This window comes from Methanothermobacter sp. THM-1, from assembly GCF_009914355.1.
Lineage (GTDB): Archaea > Methanobacteriota > Methanobacteria > Methanobacteriales > Methanothermobacteraceae > Methanothermobacter > Methanothermobacter wolfei.
In genome coordinates, this window is the sequence record NZ_CP044013.1 from 319,673 (window position 1) to 335,195 (window position 15,523).

The 15,523-nt window shown below is 47.3% G+C and carries 18 protein-coding genes; 9 read left to right on the forward strand and 9 right to left on the reverse strand.

What is annotated here, in order from left to right; translation table 11 throughout:
- Window positions 1–33: 33 nt before the first annotated feature.
- Genes FZP57_RS01690 through rnz form a run of 4 tightly spaced genes read right to left on the reverse strand, consistent with a single transcriptional unit; the run spans window position 34 to window position 3,372 of the window.
- Window positions 34–1,113 carry a roadblock/LC7 domain-containing protein gene (locus FZP57_RS01690; protein ID WP_191216367.1) on the reverse strand — a complete coding sequence of 360 codons (1,080 nt, stop codon included), beginning with the start codon at window positions 1,111–1,113 and terminating at the stop codon, window positions 34–36.
- Between the two features lie 16 nt (window positions 1,114–1,129).
- Complete coding sequence (locus FZP57_RS01695; protein ID WP_074359700.1) at window positions 1,130–1,729, reverse strand: class E sortase; 600 nt, start codon at window positions 1,727–1,729, stop codon at window positions 1,130–1,132.
- Between the two features lies 1 nt (window position 1,730).
- Window positions 1,731–2,465, reverse strand: coding sequence for a mechanosensitive ion channel family protein (locus tag FZP57_RS01700; protein WP_145924551.1), 735 nt, complete (start codon window positions 2,463–2,465; stop codon window positions 1,731–1,733).
- Entirely contained in the window at window positions 2,452–3,372 is a 921-nt protein-coding gene (gene rnz / locus FZP57_RS01705) for a ribonuclease Z (protein ID WP_191216368.1), read from the reverse strand. The genes FZP57_RS01700 and rnz overlap by 14 nt, the downstream gene beginning before the upstream one ends.
- 204 nt (window positions 3,373–3,576) lie before the next feature.
- Between rnz and nadC the strand changes: the two genes are divergently transcribed.
- Complete coding sequence (gene nadC / locus FZP57_RS01710; protein WP_074358492.1) at window positions 3,577–4,416, forward strand: carboxylating nicotinate-nucleotide diphosphorylase; 840 nt, start codon at window positions 3,577–3,579, stop codon at window positions 4,414–4,416.
- 139 nt (window positions 4,417–4,555) lie between these two features.
- The gene (locus FZP57_RS01715; protein WP_074358493.1) at window positions 4,556–4,945 is read left to right on the forward strand and encodes a hypothetical protein; all 390 of its coding nucleotides are present in this window, start codon (window positions 4,556–4,558) and stop codon (window positions 4,943–4,945) included.
- 6 nt (window positions 4,946–4,951) lie between these two features.
- Here FZP57_RS01715 and FZP57_RS01720 read toward each other — a convergent pair whose 3' ends face one another.
- Genes FZP57_RS01720 through FZP57_RS01730 form a run of 3 tightly spaced genes read right to left on the reverse strand, consistent with a single transcriptional unit; the run spans window position 4,952 to window position 6,899 of the window.
- Window positions 4,952–5,533 carry a ZPR1 zinc finger domain-containing protein gene (locus FZP57_RS01720; RefSeq protein WP_084531133.1) on the reverse strand — a complete coding sequence of 194 codons (582 nt, stop codon included), beginning with the start codon at window positions 5,531–5,533 and terminating at the stop codon, window positions 4,952–4,954.
- 30 nt (window positions 5,534–5,563) lie between these two features.
- A complete protein-coding gene (locus FZP57_RS01725) occupies window positions 5,564–6,526 on the reverse strand; it encodes a 3H domain-containing protein (protein ID WP_191216369.1) in 963 nt (320 codons plus the stop codon).
- Between the two features lie 25 nt (window positions 6,527–6,551).
- The gene (locus FZP57_RS01730) at window positions 6,552–6,899 is read right to left on the reverse strand and encodes a roadblock/LC7 domain-containing protein (protein WP_074358496.1); all 348 of its coding nucleotides are present in this window, start codon (window positions 6,897–6,899) and stop codon (window positions 6,552–6,554) included.
- A 130-nt stretch (window positions 6,900–7,029) separates the two neighbouring features.
- Between FZP57_RS01730 and FZP57_RS01735 the strand changes: the two genes are divergently transcribed.
- From FZP57_RS01735 to FZP57_RS01755, 5 genes are read left to right on the forward strand one after another with little or no spacing between them, the layout of a single operon-like run.
- Window positions 7,030–8,082: a DUF1611 domain-containing protein gene (locus tag FZP57_RS01735; protein WP_191216370.1), complete on the forward strand. Its 1,053-nt coding sequence runs from the start codon at window positions 7,030–7,032 to the stop codon at window positions 8,080–8,082.
- Entirely contained in the window at window positions 8,083–8,442 is a 360-nt protein-coding gene (locus tag FZP57_RS01740) for a cell division protein SepF (RefSeq protein ID WP_074358498.1), read from the forward strand.
- A 7-nt stretch (window positions 8,443–8,449) separates the two neighbouring features.
- Window positions 8,450–9,493 carry a DUF2226 domain-containing protein gene (locus FZP57_RS01745; RefSeq protein WP_191216371.1) on the forward strand — a complete coding sequence of 348 codons (1,044 nt, stop codon included), beginning with the start codon at window positions 8,450–8,452 and terminating at the stop codon, window positions 9,491–9,493.
- Between the two features lie 54 nt (window positions 9,494–9,547).
- On the forward strand, window positions 9,548–10,327 hold the full coding sequence (locus FZP57_RS01750; RefSeq protein ID WP_074358500.1) for a septum site-determining protein MinD: 780 nt from the start codon (window positions 9,548–9,550) through the stop codon (window positions 10,325–10,327).
- 20 nt (window positions 10,328–10,347) lie between these two features.
- Complete coding sequence (locus FZP57_RS01755) at window positions 10,348–11,190, forward strand: carbohydrate kinase family protein (protein WP_074358501.1); 843 nt, start codon at window positions 10,348–10,350, stop codon at window positions 11,188–11,190.
- Here FZP57_RS01755 and FZP57_RS01760 read toward each other — a convergent pair.
- Window positions 11,187–11,948, reverse strand: coding sequence for a TatD family hydrolase (locus FZP57_RS01760; RefSeq protein WP_074358502.1), 762 nt, complete (start codon window positions 11,946–11,948; stop codon window positions 11,187–11,189). The genes FZP57_RS01755 and FZP57_RS01760 overlap by 4 nt on opposite strands.
- Before the next feature lie 97 nt (window positions 11,949–12,045).
- Here FZP57_RS01760 and FZP57_RS01765 point away from each other — a divergent pair, with 97 nt between their 5' ends.
- Window positions 12,046–12,894, forward strand: coding sequence for a winged helix-turn-helix domain-containing protein (locus FZP57_RS01765; RefSeq protein ID WP_074358503.1), 849 nt, complete (start codon window positions 12,046–12,048; stop codon window positions 12,892–12,894).
- Between the two features lie 57 nt (window positions 12,895–12,951).
- On the forward strand, window positions 12,952–13,830 hold the full coding sequence (locus FZP57_RS01770) for a winged helix-turn-helix domain-containing protein (RefSeq protein ID WP_074358504.1): 879 nt from the start codon (window positions 12,952–12,954) through the stop codon (window positions 13,828–13,830).
- On the opposite strand, the gene glyS is transcribed toward FZP57_RS01770, so the two are convergent.
- The gene (gene glyS / locus FZP57_RS01775) at window positions 13,798–15,498 is read right to left on the reverse strand and encodes a glycine--tRNA ligase (protein WP_074359703.1); all 1,701 of its coding nucleotides are present in this window, start codon (window positions 15,496–15,498) and stop codon (window positions 13,798–13,800) included. The genes FZP57_RS01770 and glyS overlap by 33 nt on opposite strands.
- Between the last annotated feature and the right edge of the window lie 25 nt (window positions 15,499–15,523).

A 15,523-nucleotide genomic window follows, 5' to 3' on the forward strand; every position in this document is an offset into this window, starting at 1 on the left:
TGATCCAGTAAATGAGGTTAAGGGATGAGAAGATCATTCATCCCAAATCTTCTGAAGTTCAGGGTGTATCCTTTCCCTTATCCCAAGGGCCTTCATGGCACCTGAATAGGCACGGTCAATTTCAGTGAACTCGGGTCTTACCATACCCCTGAACGCATCATATCCCATTATACGCCCATAATTTTCTGTGATCGACCATATTATCTTGCTGAGGTCCTCTATTATATTTTCAAGATCGTAGTCTGCTTTCATAACATTGTCCCTAAGTTTTTCAAAATCAAGGGATGCATTGCTCCTGATTCCAACGTCCCTGAGGATTACCGGACACTCACTGTAGGGGAGGGATTTCCTGAGCATTCCACCGGCCGGTGCCACACCCATTATCTTGCTTGCCCCTATTGACATGGCAAGGAGGATGTGTTCATATATCTGGAGGGCGGCTTCTTTCATGCCTTCACGGTCATCGGGGACCTCAACGGGTTCAAGTTCAGGGAAGGACAGGGGTGGTTTGACTTCCGGTATTGATGGAGCTGAAACTTTATTAGATTCAGCTGAATCTGTTTCCATGGTTTCTGGAGTCGTTTCTGAGTATTTTATTACAGTTTCTTTCCTTGTTTTGGTGGGAGCTTCCATAGAAGTTATTTCATCTTTGGAGGTGCCTGTTCCAGGTTTAGCGGCAGTTTCCCCTAATTTTTCACCTCCAGCTTCTATCTGAACATCATCTGAGGAACTTCTGGAATCGGTTACCATGGTTTCCATTTCTGGGCCGGACTGGAGAACCTCTGGATGTGAAAGCAGGTTCCTGAGGACCCTTCTTGCAAAGAGAAGTATCTTCCCGAGATTGGAATCTTCACCAGCAAGGACAAGTAACTGGACCCTGTCGTTGATGATAATCATCTTACCCCGTGAAAACTCTATAACAGAGGACTCAAATTCCCCCTGCCCTGTTCTCATCACGAGCTTCTGGGATGAATCTGCAATCACAAGGGCCATTGATCCCAGGACCTTGAAATCAGGCACTTCACCCCCATATAGTATACGACCCGATTTATCTGTAACCATAACTCCCTCAACACCTTCCATTTCTTTAAGTTCACCGGCAATATCCCTCATTATAATAGGACCCCCTCTAAATATCCTCAGTCTTAAGTAGTCTGCAGTGTGTTATCCACGCCGCCTCCTTCTTTCCAGGAGGATAGCATGTTATGAGCATCAGACGGGCCTCCCCGCCCTGGGAAAACCTAACTGGATTTGTTTTATAATCCCACCGTATATCCTCCCCATTTGAGGTTACGGTGTATATGTAACGCTTTGAGGATACAGAATCCTCAATAATAACCCTGTCTCCCCTTTTAAGCCTTCCAATCCTCTTAAATGGTCCTGAATAGGTTGTTCGATGCCCTAGGATTCCACAGTCACCCCCCTGCCCTGGCATCACGCTCTCAGGGTAATGGTAGACTGAATCGTATGCATTAACGGTATCCTCCCTTATCCAGCACTCAAGACCTATCCTGGGGATGATGAGTTTACCTATGACGGAACCCGCATAGATGGTATATGTGTCTGTTTCAGGATTTAAGAGTTCCCTGGGAGCGTTTTTATAATTTTCAAGAGCTGCCCTGGACCTTTCAAGCGCCTTGTAATCCTCCAGGGTCTTGATTGCAATGCCGGAGCTGATTGAAATGAAGAGAAGACAGAGTACTCCAGCATATAGTTTTGGGTTATTCATTTTAACCATTTAAGAGTTCTTTGAGGATTTCTTTCACCTGAATGGCCATCTTTGACCGGCACCTGCTCACCATACCCGGATCAGATATCCATGCCGTCACCTTCCCGTCAATACCGGTATCCTTGAGCTCGAGGAGGAGGAGGCGGGGCTCGGGGTCAGGGAGTATCCCGGGGATTTCCAGGAGCTTATCCTTCACTCGGGATTCGAATTCCCCAGGGTCGATGCTGTAGTCAATGTTTACCCTGAGCTCAACCCTTCTTCTGTCCTCTGCAGTGTAGTTCAGGTAGGGTGTTTTTGCGAATGAAGAGTTGGGTATTGTTATTATTTTTCCATCAGGGGTTTTTATTGTTGTTGTTCTAAACCCGACCCTTTCAACCTTACCCCTGTTGCCTGACACCTCTATGGTGTCACCCACCCTGAAGCTTTTATCTGCAAGTATGAACATCCCTGAGATGAAGTTGGATATGAGGTCCCTTGACGCGAAACCCACCGCAACACCAGCTATACCTAGGCTCACTGCTATGGCGGTTATATCTATTCCAAGCTCCCTGAGGATTATACTGGCTGCAAGGAGGTATACGCTGTATTTTATTATGTCGTTAAGGACCTGGATAAGTGTAAGGTCAAGGTCCCACTTCCTCGCAGATTTCCTGAAGAAGTAGGAAGCCCATTTCACAAAGAGCAGGGCTGCCATTACGGTGACCGTTATTATGAGAAGGGTTTCAGCCATCATCATGGGGTTCAACTGCGTTCACCTCCAGCGTCATCAGGTCCTCAGCAACAACCGTCTCGGGGAATATCTCCCTGGCAGCCTCTTCAAGGACCTCACTCCTCCTGTAACGGGTGCTTAGATGGGTGAGGATGAGCCGTCGGACTTCAGCATCCCTGGCAACTCTCGCTGCTTCTGCTGCGGTGGAATGACCGCTTTCAGCGGCCTTGTCCTTCTTACCCGCTTCAAAGGTTGATTCATGTATAAGGAGGTCCGCGCCCCTTGCAAGTTTCACGATGGATTCGCAGGGGCGGGTATCTCCAGAGTAACAGATCTTAACACCCCTCCTGGGTTCGCCGAGAACCTCCTCAGGCATTATAACCCTGTCACCGACCCTGACAGGTATCCCCCGGTGCAGCCTCCCGAAGTCGGGGCCTGGTTTAAGTCCAAGGGCGATGGCCTTTTCCCTTAGGAAGCGGGGTCTTTTCTTCTCCTGGAAGCAGTATGCAAGGTTGGTTACTGAATGGGATCCCCTGGCGCAGCTGACAAGGTATTCATCTTCCTCAACAACAACACCTTCAGTTATCTCATTGACCTGGATTTCAAAGTCCAGTGAGAAGTAACCCACCTTCATCATTGATTCATAGACTTCAAGGGTTCCTGGGGGTCCATAGAGTTCAAGGGGTTCCTCCCTGCCCCTGAAGCCCATTGATTGTATCATGCCGGGTATCCCGAGGATGTGGTCCCCATGGAGGTGTGTGATGAATATCCTTGTAACCTTCATTGGACTGATACCTGCAAGGGCCATCTGCCTCTGGGTTCCCTCGCCGCAGTCAAAGAGGAACACTTCCCCTGGGATACGGAGGGCTATTGAGGTATGGTTTCTCATCTTTGAAGGAACCGCCGATGATGTACCGAGAAATGTAACTTCCATTGTATCCCTCTTTCTGTTCACGTACCATGATCTTTCAATTACAGCACCATAAGGTTGTGATGATCACATCTGGACATGATCTTGAGGAGACTTTATTCTATATGGACCGTGGGATAGAATTTATAATTCTCCTTACCGATCTTATATGACATCTGAACATAAAATTTATAATTCTCCTTATTATATTAAGTTTAGGGGATTTTTATGATCGACGTGATCCGGGAGATGATCAGGGAAGACGTTGGATTCGAGGACATAACAACCGACGCACTCATTGACAGGGACATGACAGTTAAAGCAGATGTCATCTCCAGAGAAGAGGGTGTTCTGGCAGGTGTTGATGTGGCTGAGGTCATGGTCCTTGACTTTGGAATTGAAATCATTAAATGGAAGCACGATGGTGACACTATAAAAGAGGGTGACAGGATCTTAACCCTTGAGGGGCGTGCCTATGACATACTTAAAATCGAGAGGACCATGCTTAACCTTATGATGAGGATGAGCGGCATAGCCACCCTCACTGCCAGGGTCCTTTCGAGGGCCAGGAGATACAGCGGGAAGGTCAGGATTGCAGCCACAAGGAAGACAACACCCGGGCTTCAGTGGTTTGAAAAACAGGCCGTTAAGATTGGAGGTGGAGACACCCACCGCTTTAGACTCGATGACTGTGCGATGATTAAGGACAACCACATTGCAATTGTTGGGGACGTGGAGGAGGCTGTGAAACGTGTCAGGGAACATGTGAGCTTCACAAAGAAGGTTGAAGTTGAGGTTGAGTCACCTGAGGATGCGGTGACAGCAGCAGAGGCAGGTGCAGACATAGTTCTCCTTGACAATATGAGCCCGGAGGTTATAGAGCATATTGTGGGTGAACTGAAAAGGCGCGGCCTCAGGGATCGTGTGATTCTTGAGGCTTCCGGAGGAATAAAACCTGAAAATATTGATCGGTACGCATCCACAGGAGTTGATGTTATATCCATGGGGTTTATAACAAATTCGGCGCAACCTGTTGACCTCAGCCTTGAAATAAGGGCATCTACATGAACTTTGATTCTCTGTACTTTTGACGCAAATTTTATTTGCTGATCATGGCTTCACCCCCATTCTGGTTGATGGTTTCTTTCATTATATGGATAGATTTATATACTCCGAGCATGATATAGTCATCTGGAGGTAGAAATTCATGGAAAACGAAGAATTCCAGAATAATAATGAGATCAATGAGAACGAAGAGGAAACCGAGGAGTTACCCTTTGCAAAGGCAGAAGTTGTAAGGCTTATGAAGCAGCACCTTGACAGTGACAAGATGATACGTGAAAGGGTCAAGGTTGAAATGAACAAATTCCTTGGTGAAATCCTTGAAAGGGTATGCAAGCAGTTAAACCAGTACCCCTACTCCACAGTCGAATACGAGATGCTTAAGGAGTGTATATACCCCTACAAAAACATTGATAGAATAAACCAGGAAAAGGAACGATTACTGGCACACCTTGAAGCAATCAAGGCCGACTGTGATGCCATGGGCATGGATATTAAACGCACACTTAAACTCAGGGACGTTGATGAGGAATAATCCTCATCAATCAACATCATCTCCTTCAAACATCAGAAATCCTGTCTTAAGGTTCTTTATCTCTTCTTCTGAGAGTTCTTCCTTCACGGCCTCAGGATGCCCCAGGAAACTCTGCCCGAAGGGATCCTCCAGGATTACGGTGACACTCCTTTCACCTTTACGGACTTCCTGAAGCATTTCCAGAATCTCAGATGCCTTTTCCCTTGATTCTTCTTCCTCGAAGAGGTTGATGGCAGTCCTGACAGCAGTCTCAAACCTTTCAACAACACCCTCTATATTTGAGATGTAACCTGTTGAGCGGGGTCCGGGTTCCACCTTGAGGCCGAGTTCGGGTATTCTTATGGTGGCAGACTGTGACTTGACAACCCTTGCATTGAGGGTTTTATCCTTAACCTCGATGATGTACCTTGCCGGCTCCTTCTGTTCTAGGCATATTATGTCTGTACTCCGGTACCCGCAGCTATCACATATCAGTATTGACTCCATTATCTCCCCGAAGTAGGGTATCTTCTCCACCCTGCTGATGGCGGTCATGGATTTTTTCCTCTGACATACAGGACAGTCTATTTTCATTCCCTGCTGGTTCATCACCGTCACCTCTCTGTTCATGATTTCTGATTATTCATCGGTTTCCCTGTATATTAACCCTGCTTCCTCAAGTTCCCTGAGTATTTCCTGGAGACTCTCGGGATCAGGCGCACATATCCTGTGACTGTGGACGTTATTGGAGAGGGTGTAAAGTCTTTCAAGGTCCCTTTTCCGTTTAGGACTCTCATTGAGTCTCTTTATAAATCTATCGACTTCTCTCGGGTCGTAGACATTCACTTCCCGCTTGAGTGGCTGGGAGAAGCCGGGTATTGGGTAGGACACATCAACTATCCTTCCACCATGCCTCTTTATGATTATATCGATGACATCCCCCAGACGATCAACGGGATGCTGGAGGGTGACCTCAGCACAGTTCTCCCTTATGAATGATAGCATCCTCTTAATAGTGCATTTCATGTCCTCATTGTTTATAACGGGCACATCATGCTCCCTTGCAGTTTTGACAAGATAATCATGGATGACACGGTTCTCCCTGAAGTACTCAAGGTGCTTACCACCCCTCTTGACCTCCATGGCCCTCTTCACGAACCTTTCCCTGTGAACGTTTTCATCTGCAGAAAGAACAAAAAAGTGGATTGAAGAATTCTCCCTGAACTTCTCGGTGTCAATGAGCCCCGGGAGGAGATGCACGCCTTCAATTACAACATCATCAGAGTCTGCAACGGCCCTTTCAATAACCTTCTCTATGGCGGGAATCACGAAGGAAGCGTGTTCCTCGAAGCCCGCACATATAAGGGAGTCAATATTGTTGTTACGGAACCGGTCTTTATCCCTGAGGGTTGTGTAGGCATCAAATGAAGATTTATGGAGAGCGGGAGCATAATCTGGCCCTATGATACCCCTCACTATTTCCCTTATGAAGTCGGTTTCAATGAGATGCTTTATACTGAGTTCCCTTGCAAGTTCAGATGCAACAGTTGACTTCCCGATTCCGGATGCGCTCCCTATGAGTATCACGTAGGGTTTTCTCAAAAATATACTCTCCATGGGAAAAATGTTATGTCAGGAGGTCCTTAACGCGTTCAGCGCTTCTCCTCATCTCGATACGTATAAGGCCAAGATTGATGTCAACATCTGTTATGAGTACAAGAATTCCCTCCCCTGCGTCTATCATGAGTGTCTTACCACGACTACCCTCAATCATGACCTGTTCAAGAGGCTCATGTTTTATCTCCTCTGCAGACCTTTCAGCGGTACCGAAAACCGCTGAGGCCATTGCAGCCACCAGTTCCCCGTCGATATCAGATGGAACCTCGCTTTCAATGACAAGACCATCCTTTCCAACAACAAGGGAACCGTTAACCCCATTGATCCTACCTAAATCTTTAAGTATTCTTGCTATCATACTATGCCTCCATAACAGAGTATTCCTACCCAAACTATATATGCTTTAAGTATTTATTAGTTAAATGAGTATGACTAACTAATTAACAGTTTCTATTTGATTCCAGCAAGAGTATAAAGGGAGTGATTCTTTGCACATATTATCTTCTGTGGAGGAACTTCAGGAACTCAACCCATTCATAATTATTGGCTGTGGCGGTGGTGGTGAAAAATTCGCAAATTTTGAGGGTGTTGAAGCTGTTGGTTTTGTAGACGACGACCCCAGAAAACATGGGACTGAGTTCTGCGGATGCACGGTCTCATCCAGCCTCCTGGACCTTATCGACAGGACAGACGCCAGAAGCGTTGCAATAATGCTCCCCATAGGTGCGGAGGGCGCGGCCCTCAAGTATGCTGTCCAGGCAATAAGTGAGGGCAAGAACGTTGTGACATCCTTCAGATCACTCCCGCTCTCTGAAAACACGTCCCTCATTAAACTTTCAGAACAGATGAACGTTAAGATAAAGGAGATAAGTCCACGACTTGATAATATAAAGAAGATATTCGGAGTCGCACCTTCCCGTTGCACTGAAGTTCTTCCCAAGATAAATTACAGGCACAGGGCCCCGGTTGTATTTGTAGGGGGGACTTCACAGGAATGCGGTAAACGCACAACAACAAGGCTGCTTGGTAAGGAGGCAATGAAAAGGGGTCTTGAGGTCGGAGTCATATCAACGGATGAGATGGGCCTTGAGCAGCCCGTAGATATCAACTTCAGGGCAGGGAGCCTCTCTGTCATGGACGTCGCGGCAGCGATAATGGGTGCAATGCGCTACCTTGAGGAGGAGAAGGACCCCGACATAATATTCGTGGAGGGACAGTCAAGCCTTACAGAGAGGGGAAACCCCCACCCTAGGGGGCTTTCAGCTTCAATACTCATAGGAGCCATGCCAGAGTTCACTGTTCTATGCCACAGACCTAACCACCCCTACAGGGAGCCCAGGGGGGTCTCAGAGGAGATAAGGGCAATTGAAGCAATCGAACCAACAAGGGTTATAGGCATTTCCTTAAACTTAAGAAACATGAAGGACAGAACAGTAATTAAAAGATATGAGGAGAGGTTCGGGCTTCCAGCAGTGGATGTTAAAAATGGGGGTTCTTCGCGATTGATGGATGTTATAATGGACTGCATAGGGGAGATCTAGGTGAGAGACGTTATTGAGATGCTGAAGAAGAGTGTGGGGCTGGATGATGAACCTGAGGAATCTCAGGAAACAGAGACCATAATAGTGCCAGAGCATTCATTCTATGAGATAATCCTTTTAAAGGCAAAAAACCTTGAGGATGTGGAGGATGCACTGTCCCAGGTTACTGAGGAGCAGAACCCGGTGATACTTGACCTCACAGAGATCCGGAGGGAAAATCCTTCTGAGTTCACGGAGGTGGGTGAGCGTATAAAGGACCTCAGGGAAAACAGGGGGGTTGAAGCCATACTTCTCTGCAACAGGGAGAAGAATGTTATTATAATCACTCCAAGGGAGATTAAACTCATCAGGAAGGGGTAGTGCTTTCATGGAGCTTCCAATAACCAAACCATCAAAGATTTCATATGGTGATGAGATTGATTTCATGGAGCTTCTTGATAAGCTGAGAGCAGAGGGGTATAATGGCTTCATAAGGGTCACGCATGCATCTGATGAAGGCTACATACTATTCATGGATGGCTATCACGTGGCAGCATCCTATGGTCGGGCAATGAAGGAGGAAGCCCTTGAAGAGATAATGAAGGTGGCGGATAAGACAGACACCCTCATAGAACTCTTTGATCTTAAAAGGTCCCAGATAGATTATCTCATGGATATAAACAGGATTTACAGAATAGAATCCGTTGAAAAACCGGTGAATGAACCTGCTGATGAACCATATTTCAATCCACAGGAAGTAAGCTACAGACAGCCAGTATCCGGTGAAACATCAGGATATGAGACCATGGAGGAGCCCGGCAGTGACAGGGATAAGGCCATGGAGGAACCTGAAAAACCCGAGAAAGCCGGTGAAATAGAATCTACTGTCCCTGAACCTGAATCTGTTGAAGGGGAGGTTGGGGGTGATGCTCAGATCGGTGCTGCGGAGTCTGCTGAAGGAGAGGTCCATGAATCAGAATCCGGTTCAGCAGCTGATGAAACCATGGAGGAACCTGAAAAACCCCTGAGCAGGGATGAACTCATGAAGAAATACGGTCTCAGGGACATTGAGGAAGAGGAGGTTGAAAAGGTCCTTGAGACATATAAGGGTGGTGCGATAACTGACATTGACCCTGAGAGGGTTGAATTCACACTTATGAATAAAATTAAAATGTCAATACTTGGCATACCCAAAATAAAGGGTGCCGAGGTCATAGTATTCCTGGATAATTCCCTTGACCTAAGCGGCAGGATCAAGATAATGGTTGAACATGAGGGTAAAGGTCTCTTCTCAAGGATCATGGGTGATTCAAAGGAGGAAGAGAATCTGAAGTTCCATATAATGGATATAGTGGAAATGGAGCTCAGAAAGACATTCAGGGATTTCCCTGAAATAGTCGATAACTTTGAGGTCAGCATTGAGATACGCTGATGATATCAGTATTTATATCTGGATAGCTGTATTATCTATGTGGAGGTATTATGAATGACGAGAGTGATCACAGTCGCATCAGGTAAGGGAGGTGTGGGAAAGACCACCATAACAGCAAACCTTGGTGTCGCCCTTTCAACCTATGGTGAGCGGGTTGTCGTCCTTGACGCTGATATAGCAATGGCAAACCTTGAACTTATTCTTGGCATGGAGGGAAAATCAGTCACCCTGCATGACGTCCTTGCAGGTAATGCTTCCATTGAGGACGCGGTGTATGATGGTCCGAACGGTGTGAGGGTTGTGCCTGCAGGAATATCCCTGGAGGGCTTAAGGAACGTTAAACTGGACAGGCTGGAGGATGCCCTCACCTACCTGATAGAGGATACGGACATACTGCTCATAGATGCACCGGCAGGTCTTGAAAAGGATGCCGTGGCAGCACTTGCCGCTGCAGATGAACTTCTCCTTGTAACCACACCGGAGGTTCCCTCAATAAGCGACGCCCTCAAAACAAAAATCGTGGCAAGCAAGCTTGACATAAACATAATCGGTGTGGTCATCAACAGGGAACAGTACGACAAGACCTTCCTGAGCGTTGATGAGGTTGAAACCATCCTTGAAGTCCCGGTCATAGCGGTGATACCCGACGACCCTGAGGTCAGCAGGGCAGCGGCCTTCGGTGAACCGATAGTTATTAAAAATCCGAAGTCACCTGCAAGCAACGCCCTCATGAAGCTGGCAGCTGACCTTATCGGAGAGGAGTACCAGCCCATCGAACCCGACAAGCAGGGTGTAATTGCAAAACTTATAAGTGGTTTAATGGGGCGAAGATAATCACCCCATGGTGATTTATTTTGATTGAAACCGTCAGCGTAGGGACCTGTAACATGGATTTTATTTTTCGCGTCCCATCCTTTGTAAGACCCGACAGTGAGATGAACATTGAGGAAGTATGTGTAACACCAGGGGGGTCAGCCTTCAATTTTGCTGCATGGACCGAAAGCCTCGGGCTCCATTCAGGCATAGTCTCAGTGGTGGGCTCAGATTACTACGGGAAAATCATAAGGGACAGACTTGCATCGGTGGGTGTTGACACTGGTGGTCTTTCAAGGGGTGATAAACCCACAGGCATGGCATTCATATCGGTGGATGCAGCAGGAAGAAGGTCCATTTATTCCTACACGGGTGCCAACGCAGAACTTGAAATAGGCGAGGAGGAATGCAGGTATATTGAATCAGCAGGAAAGGTTCACCTTACAGGATGCTACATTGAAGTGGCATTATCGGTTGCAGGGATAGCAGAGGACATTTCCTTCAGCCCGGGCACACTACTTGCAGGGTACGGTTTGAAGGCCCTTAAACCCGTCGTTGAGAAGACCGAGATGATGTTTCTTAATGATGATGAACTCAGGAGCCTTACAGGCCTTTCTGTTCCTTCAGGAGCCCTTGGACTCATTGAGAACGGTGCCGGTAATGTTGTTGTAACCCATGGACCATCAGGCGCATCCTTCTTTTCAAGGGGAGTCAGGGAGAACCTGAAGGTTAGGGGGGTCCGGGCTACTGACACAACAGGTGCAGGGGACGCCTTTGCAGCGGGGTTCATGGTGGAGTGGCTCGGCGGCTCCGAACCCCTCAGGTGCCTTGAGGCAGGTCATGAAACAGCCACCAGGGCAATTTCAAGGATGGGGGCATTCTAGTTTTTGATTTTAAGGAATTTCCTGATGTTTTTCTCAGACACCCTCATTATGTCCCCCTCACCGAACCCTGAGATCCTCATTCTATGCACGGTTCTTGGAACAGAAAGGGGATCAGAGGGGGACGAGCTCATGTCACTGTTAAGGACGAATCTGTCTGTCCCGTACTCCTTAAGGATCTGAACAGCCTCTTGGGGTGTGAGCTTTTCTGGCTGGACCGTAAGCCCCAGCATGAAGTCGGATTCAATAAGGAGGGGGATTACATCCATGTTAACATGTTCAATTACCGCGCGCCTCTCATCGATGTGCTGGCTCAGTAAATCCGCTATAAGCGGAGTGATCTCTTCCTTCCCGCTGCGGGGTGTATGGACAATCACCCTCCTATCTGTTTCATCAGCGATCCTTAACTGTTCAATAAACACATTCATTTCAGTTTCAGAACCTGAATCAAGACCTATCTCCCCTACTGCAACGACAGACGGGTCACTGAGGAGTTCGGGGAGTTCTTCAAGGACCTTCATGTAATCATGGGGGATGGCCCTGGGATGTACTCCAAGTGCTGTGTGCAGCTTCAGGCCATTAAGGGCAGCCCTATGAGGGTCCACTTTAAGGATCCTCCTGAAGTGGGCCATGACGACATCTGAGGATAACATTTCAAGGGGGTCATGTGCGCAGGTGACCGCCTCCCGTATACCGCTAACCGCCATGGCTTCAAAGTCTTCAAAGGGTCTTGTATCTGCATGGATATGGCTGTCTATCAAGTTAGATCCTCCTGCAGAATAACTGAAGAGTTTGTCTGCATCAAAATATTTAACCCTGAAGTATTATAATTTATTCTGATCTCAGGAGGCCCCTTCCATGTACCTGGAGAAATCCTCAGATATCTATGAATACCTTCATGAAGACGTACAGTTTTTTCTGAAATCCGCTGCAAGGTTTAAAATACTCCTTTCTCTCCTGGAATCTCCAAGATCCCTTGAGGAGATAAGGAACAGTTCGGGAGTCAGCATGCCTGCAGTCTACAGCAACATCAGGTTACTCCTGGAGGAGGGCCTTGTAAAAAGGTCTGGCAGTCTTTACAGCCTATCACATGAAGCAACCCTTCAAATACTTTCCGCCCTGAAGTTACTGGATTCTGTGAATGTTATAAGCAGATTTGAGGAGATATGGCTTGATCATGACATAAGCGGGATACCTGATGATCTTATTGAGGACATTGACTGGTTAAAGGATGCTGAACTTGTCAGGTCAACCCCCACAGATATATACAGGCCCCAGAGGACATACAGGAAACTTATAATGGGTTCTAATGAAGTTTATGGAGTATCACCCATCTCACAGATGGACCTCATTGATATATACGAGGGGTTCCTTGAGGGGGGCGTCCCGGTGGAACTGGTTCTAACGGATGAGATAATAAAGAACACGGTTTTAAATGCAAATATCCAGCTTCTTAAAACAGCCATCAAACGCCGCAGTCTGAAAATAAGAAGATTTAGGGGGGACCTGAAGGTTGCATTCACGGTAACTGACAGGTTCTTTTCGATGGGCCTATTTGGAAGTGATGGCCTTTATGACCAGAACAGGGATATAATGAGCACGGATAGAAGGGCTATTGAATGGGGCTTCAGGCTGTATGAATATTACCGTGAAAGGTCTGAGAAACTTGGTGTAGGCAACTTTACAAGGATAATGCTCAATATTTAACTATACCTGAGGGTATGGTGGCTTTAAGACATATAATCGTCACAGCGGCAGGTGTGTATGTTGAGGGATGTTCAGGAATTACTGGGTGAAGTAGGATTCCTGGCAGGTTCCAGGGTCAGGGCAAAGATACTGCTTGAACTTCTAGAGGGCCGGAAGAGTTCATCAGAACTCAAGGAAAGCATAAGGGCACCGGCATCAACCATAGCACACTCACTATGGGAGCTCGAATCAAAAAATCTTGTTGAGAGGGCATCAGAGTCATGCGTTCTGACCTCGAAGGGAAGACTCATGGGGACCGTGCTTTTAAGGTTCATAGGTTCCTTTGACTCTATCCGAGTCCACAGGGACTTCTGGAATGACCACTCCATTAAATCAATCCCAGATGATCTTTTCATGAATATAAATGTTTTCAGAAGGGCGAAGGTTATTGAGGCCACCCTTGAAGATCTTCACAGACCCCACGCATCCTATCATGAAATGCTGGACTCCACAGGGCACCTTAAGGCGCTCCTTGCAGTCTGTTTCCCGAGACACATCAGGGCCATAAAAGAACTTTTGGCCAGAGAAGCATCAGTTGAGGTTATACTGACACCTGAAGCATACAGGGAATTTATCAGGGACTTTGGACTCAGTGAAGTTAAAAATAACATTGAAAGGGGATCTTTAAGCCTTAGGATTATAAATGGGAAACAGGAACTATCATACATGCTTTCTGATAACTTCTTTTCAATGGGACTCTTCAATGAGACCGTGGCCTATGATCCATCAAGGATCATGATAGGCCACGAAAGGGAGATCCTTGACTGGGGCAAACGCCTCTTTAACCACCACAGGGGGATGTCCTCCAGGATCAACGTTGATGATATTATGGCTGGTGATCTTACAATGGATGAGAAGGAGGGGTTAACAGCCCCTGATGAGGTCCATGAGGGTTGATTTTAAATCATCAATCCCCACCCTTATCTGGCTGCAGTCATCACGCCTTCTGAGGGTCACCGTTCCATCCTCAAGGGTCTGATGGTCAACTGTAACTGCAAAGGGGACGCCTATCTCATCTGAGCGGGCGTACCTTCTCCCGATGGTACCTGATGAATCAAATTCAGCTATAAACCCGTTCTTTCTGAGATCCCTTTTTATCTTCACTGCAACATCCACCATCTCATCCCTGTTTACAAGGGGGAGCACAGTCACCTCAACAGGGGCCACGTGTGGAGGCAGCCTGAAGTAGGTTCGATCCTCCTCCTCGACACAGGAGTGTAAAAGCAGGGTATAGATTATACGGTCAATACCGAAGGATGGTTCTATCACATGGGGGTACACCTTCTCCCCTGTTATGGTTTCCTCAACCTCCTGGAAGGTCACGTCATCGGGTAATATTTCAAATTCCCTGTCAAGTTCAAGGAGGTATTTACCCTCCTTCATCAGGGCCTCTTCAATCTCTTCAGGGTCCTTTTCAGCCAGGGCCTCAACTATCCTTGCAGCGTCCTTCCTGAATCTTGGACCCAGCCTGCCCATCTCAGCTTTAACGACACGTTTCCTGATTTTCCGTGGTTCATCATATTCTATGAAGACCCTCAGGTCCTCCCCGCTGTGCTCGGCATGAGATTTAAGGTCGTAGTCTGTCCTGTCAGCTATCCCGATGATCTCTATCCATCCGTAGGCGTCTGTGAGGGCCTCAACATCCCAGCAGTCAATGGCGTAATGGGCCATCTCGGTGGGAAGGTGCTGCCTGAATCTCAGGGCTTCTTCAGGCACCCCAATGTCCATCAGGAACCTCCTTGCAAGGCAGAGGTGATATGTGAGAACTTCACTTGAGATTATTCCCCTCTCAAGGGCTTCACCAGCCGTTATCTCAAATGGTTCCAAGCCCTCCTCCTGGCTGCTTGCAGGGTAGAGCCTCAGGACATCGTCCCTTACAGATTCGAAGTCTGGGTGGGTTTTGTCCTCTGGATGCACAAATATCTCTGCTTCTGCCTGTGTAAATTCCCTGAGCCTTATAACGCCCTGTCTTGGAGATATCTCATTACGGTAGGATTTTCCAAGCTGCACAACACCGAAGGGGAGCCTGTTCCTGAAGAACCTGAGAAGCCTCTTGAAGGGTATGAATATCCCCTGGGCTGTTTCGGGTCTGAGGTAACCTGTCTTCTTTCCCTTGGCACCTATAAGTGTCTGAAACATGAGGTTGTAGCTCCAGACATGTGTAAGATGGCCGCCGCATCGGGGGCATCTGATACCCTCAGAGGAGATGATCTCTGTCAGTTCCTGGTTTTCAAGGCCCTCAACATCACGTCCGGTGGCATCCTCAATTATGTGATCCGCCCTGTAGACATCCATACATTCCTTGCACTGCGTCATGGGGTCATTGAAGTGATCGACGTGTCCTGATGCCTTCAGGGCCTCCTCAGGCATTATGGTGGGTGACTCTATCTCATAGAAGCCCTCCCTTACAACGTAGTATTCACGCCACCTGCTCATTATCTTGTTTTTGAGGGTGGCTCCAAGGGGGCCGTAATCAACAAAACCTGCAACTCCTGAATAGATCTCAAATGAAGACCATAAAAATCCTCTTTTCCTTGCAATCGTCATCGTTTTTTCATGATTCAGTGTGATCCCTCCTGTATTTTCCATT

Coding starts and splice junctions, on each gene's coding strand:
- FZP57_RS01750 (WP_074358500.1), top strand. CDS start 9,548: ATGACGAGAGTGATCACAGTCGCATCAGGTAAGGGAGGTGTGGGAAAG.
- FZP57_RS01690 (WP_191216367.1), bottom strand. CDS start 1,113: ATGAGGGATATTGCCGGTGAACTTAAAGAAATGGAAGGTGTTGAGGGA.
- FZP57_RS01770 (WP_074358504.1), top strand. CDS start 12,952: ATGTTGAGGGATGTTCAGGAATTACTGGGTGAAGTAGGATTCCTGGCA.
- FZP57_RS01765 (WP_074358503.1), top strand. CDS start 12,046: ATGTACCTGGAGAAATCCTCAGATATCTATGAATACCTTCATGAAGAC.
- FZP57_RS01715 (WP_074358493.1), top strand. CDS start 4,556: ATGGAAAACGAAGAATTCCAGAATAATAATGAGATCAATGAGAACGAA.
- FZP57_RS01745 (WP_191216371.1), top strand. CDS start 8,450: ATGGAGCTTCCAATAACCAAACCATCAAAGATTTCATATGGTGATGAG.
- nadC (WP_074358492.1), top strand. CDS start 3,577: ATGATCGACGTGATCCGGGAGATGATCAGGGAAGACGTTGGATTCGAG.
- rnz (WP_191216368.1), bottom strand. CDS start 3,372: ATGGAAGTTACATTTCTCGGTACATCATCGGCGGTTCCTTCAAAGATG.
- FZP57_RS01695 (WP_074359700.1), bottom strand. CDS start 1,729: ATGAATAACCCAAAACTATATGCTGGAGTACTCTGTCTTCTCTTCATT.
- FZP57_RS01720 (WP_084531133.1), bottom strand. CDS start 5,533: ATGAACCAGCAGGGAATGAAAATAGACTGTCCTGTATGTCAGAGGAAA.
- FZP57_RS01700 (WP_145924551.1), bottom strand. CDS start 2,465: ATGATGATGGCTGAAACCCTTCTCATAATAACGGTCACCGTAATGGCA.
- FZP57_RS01730 (WP_074358496.1), bottom strand. CDS start 6,899: ATGATAGCAAGAATACTTAAAGATTTAGGTAGGATCAATGGGGTTAAC.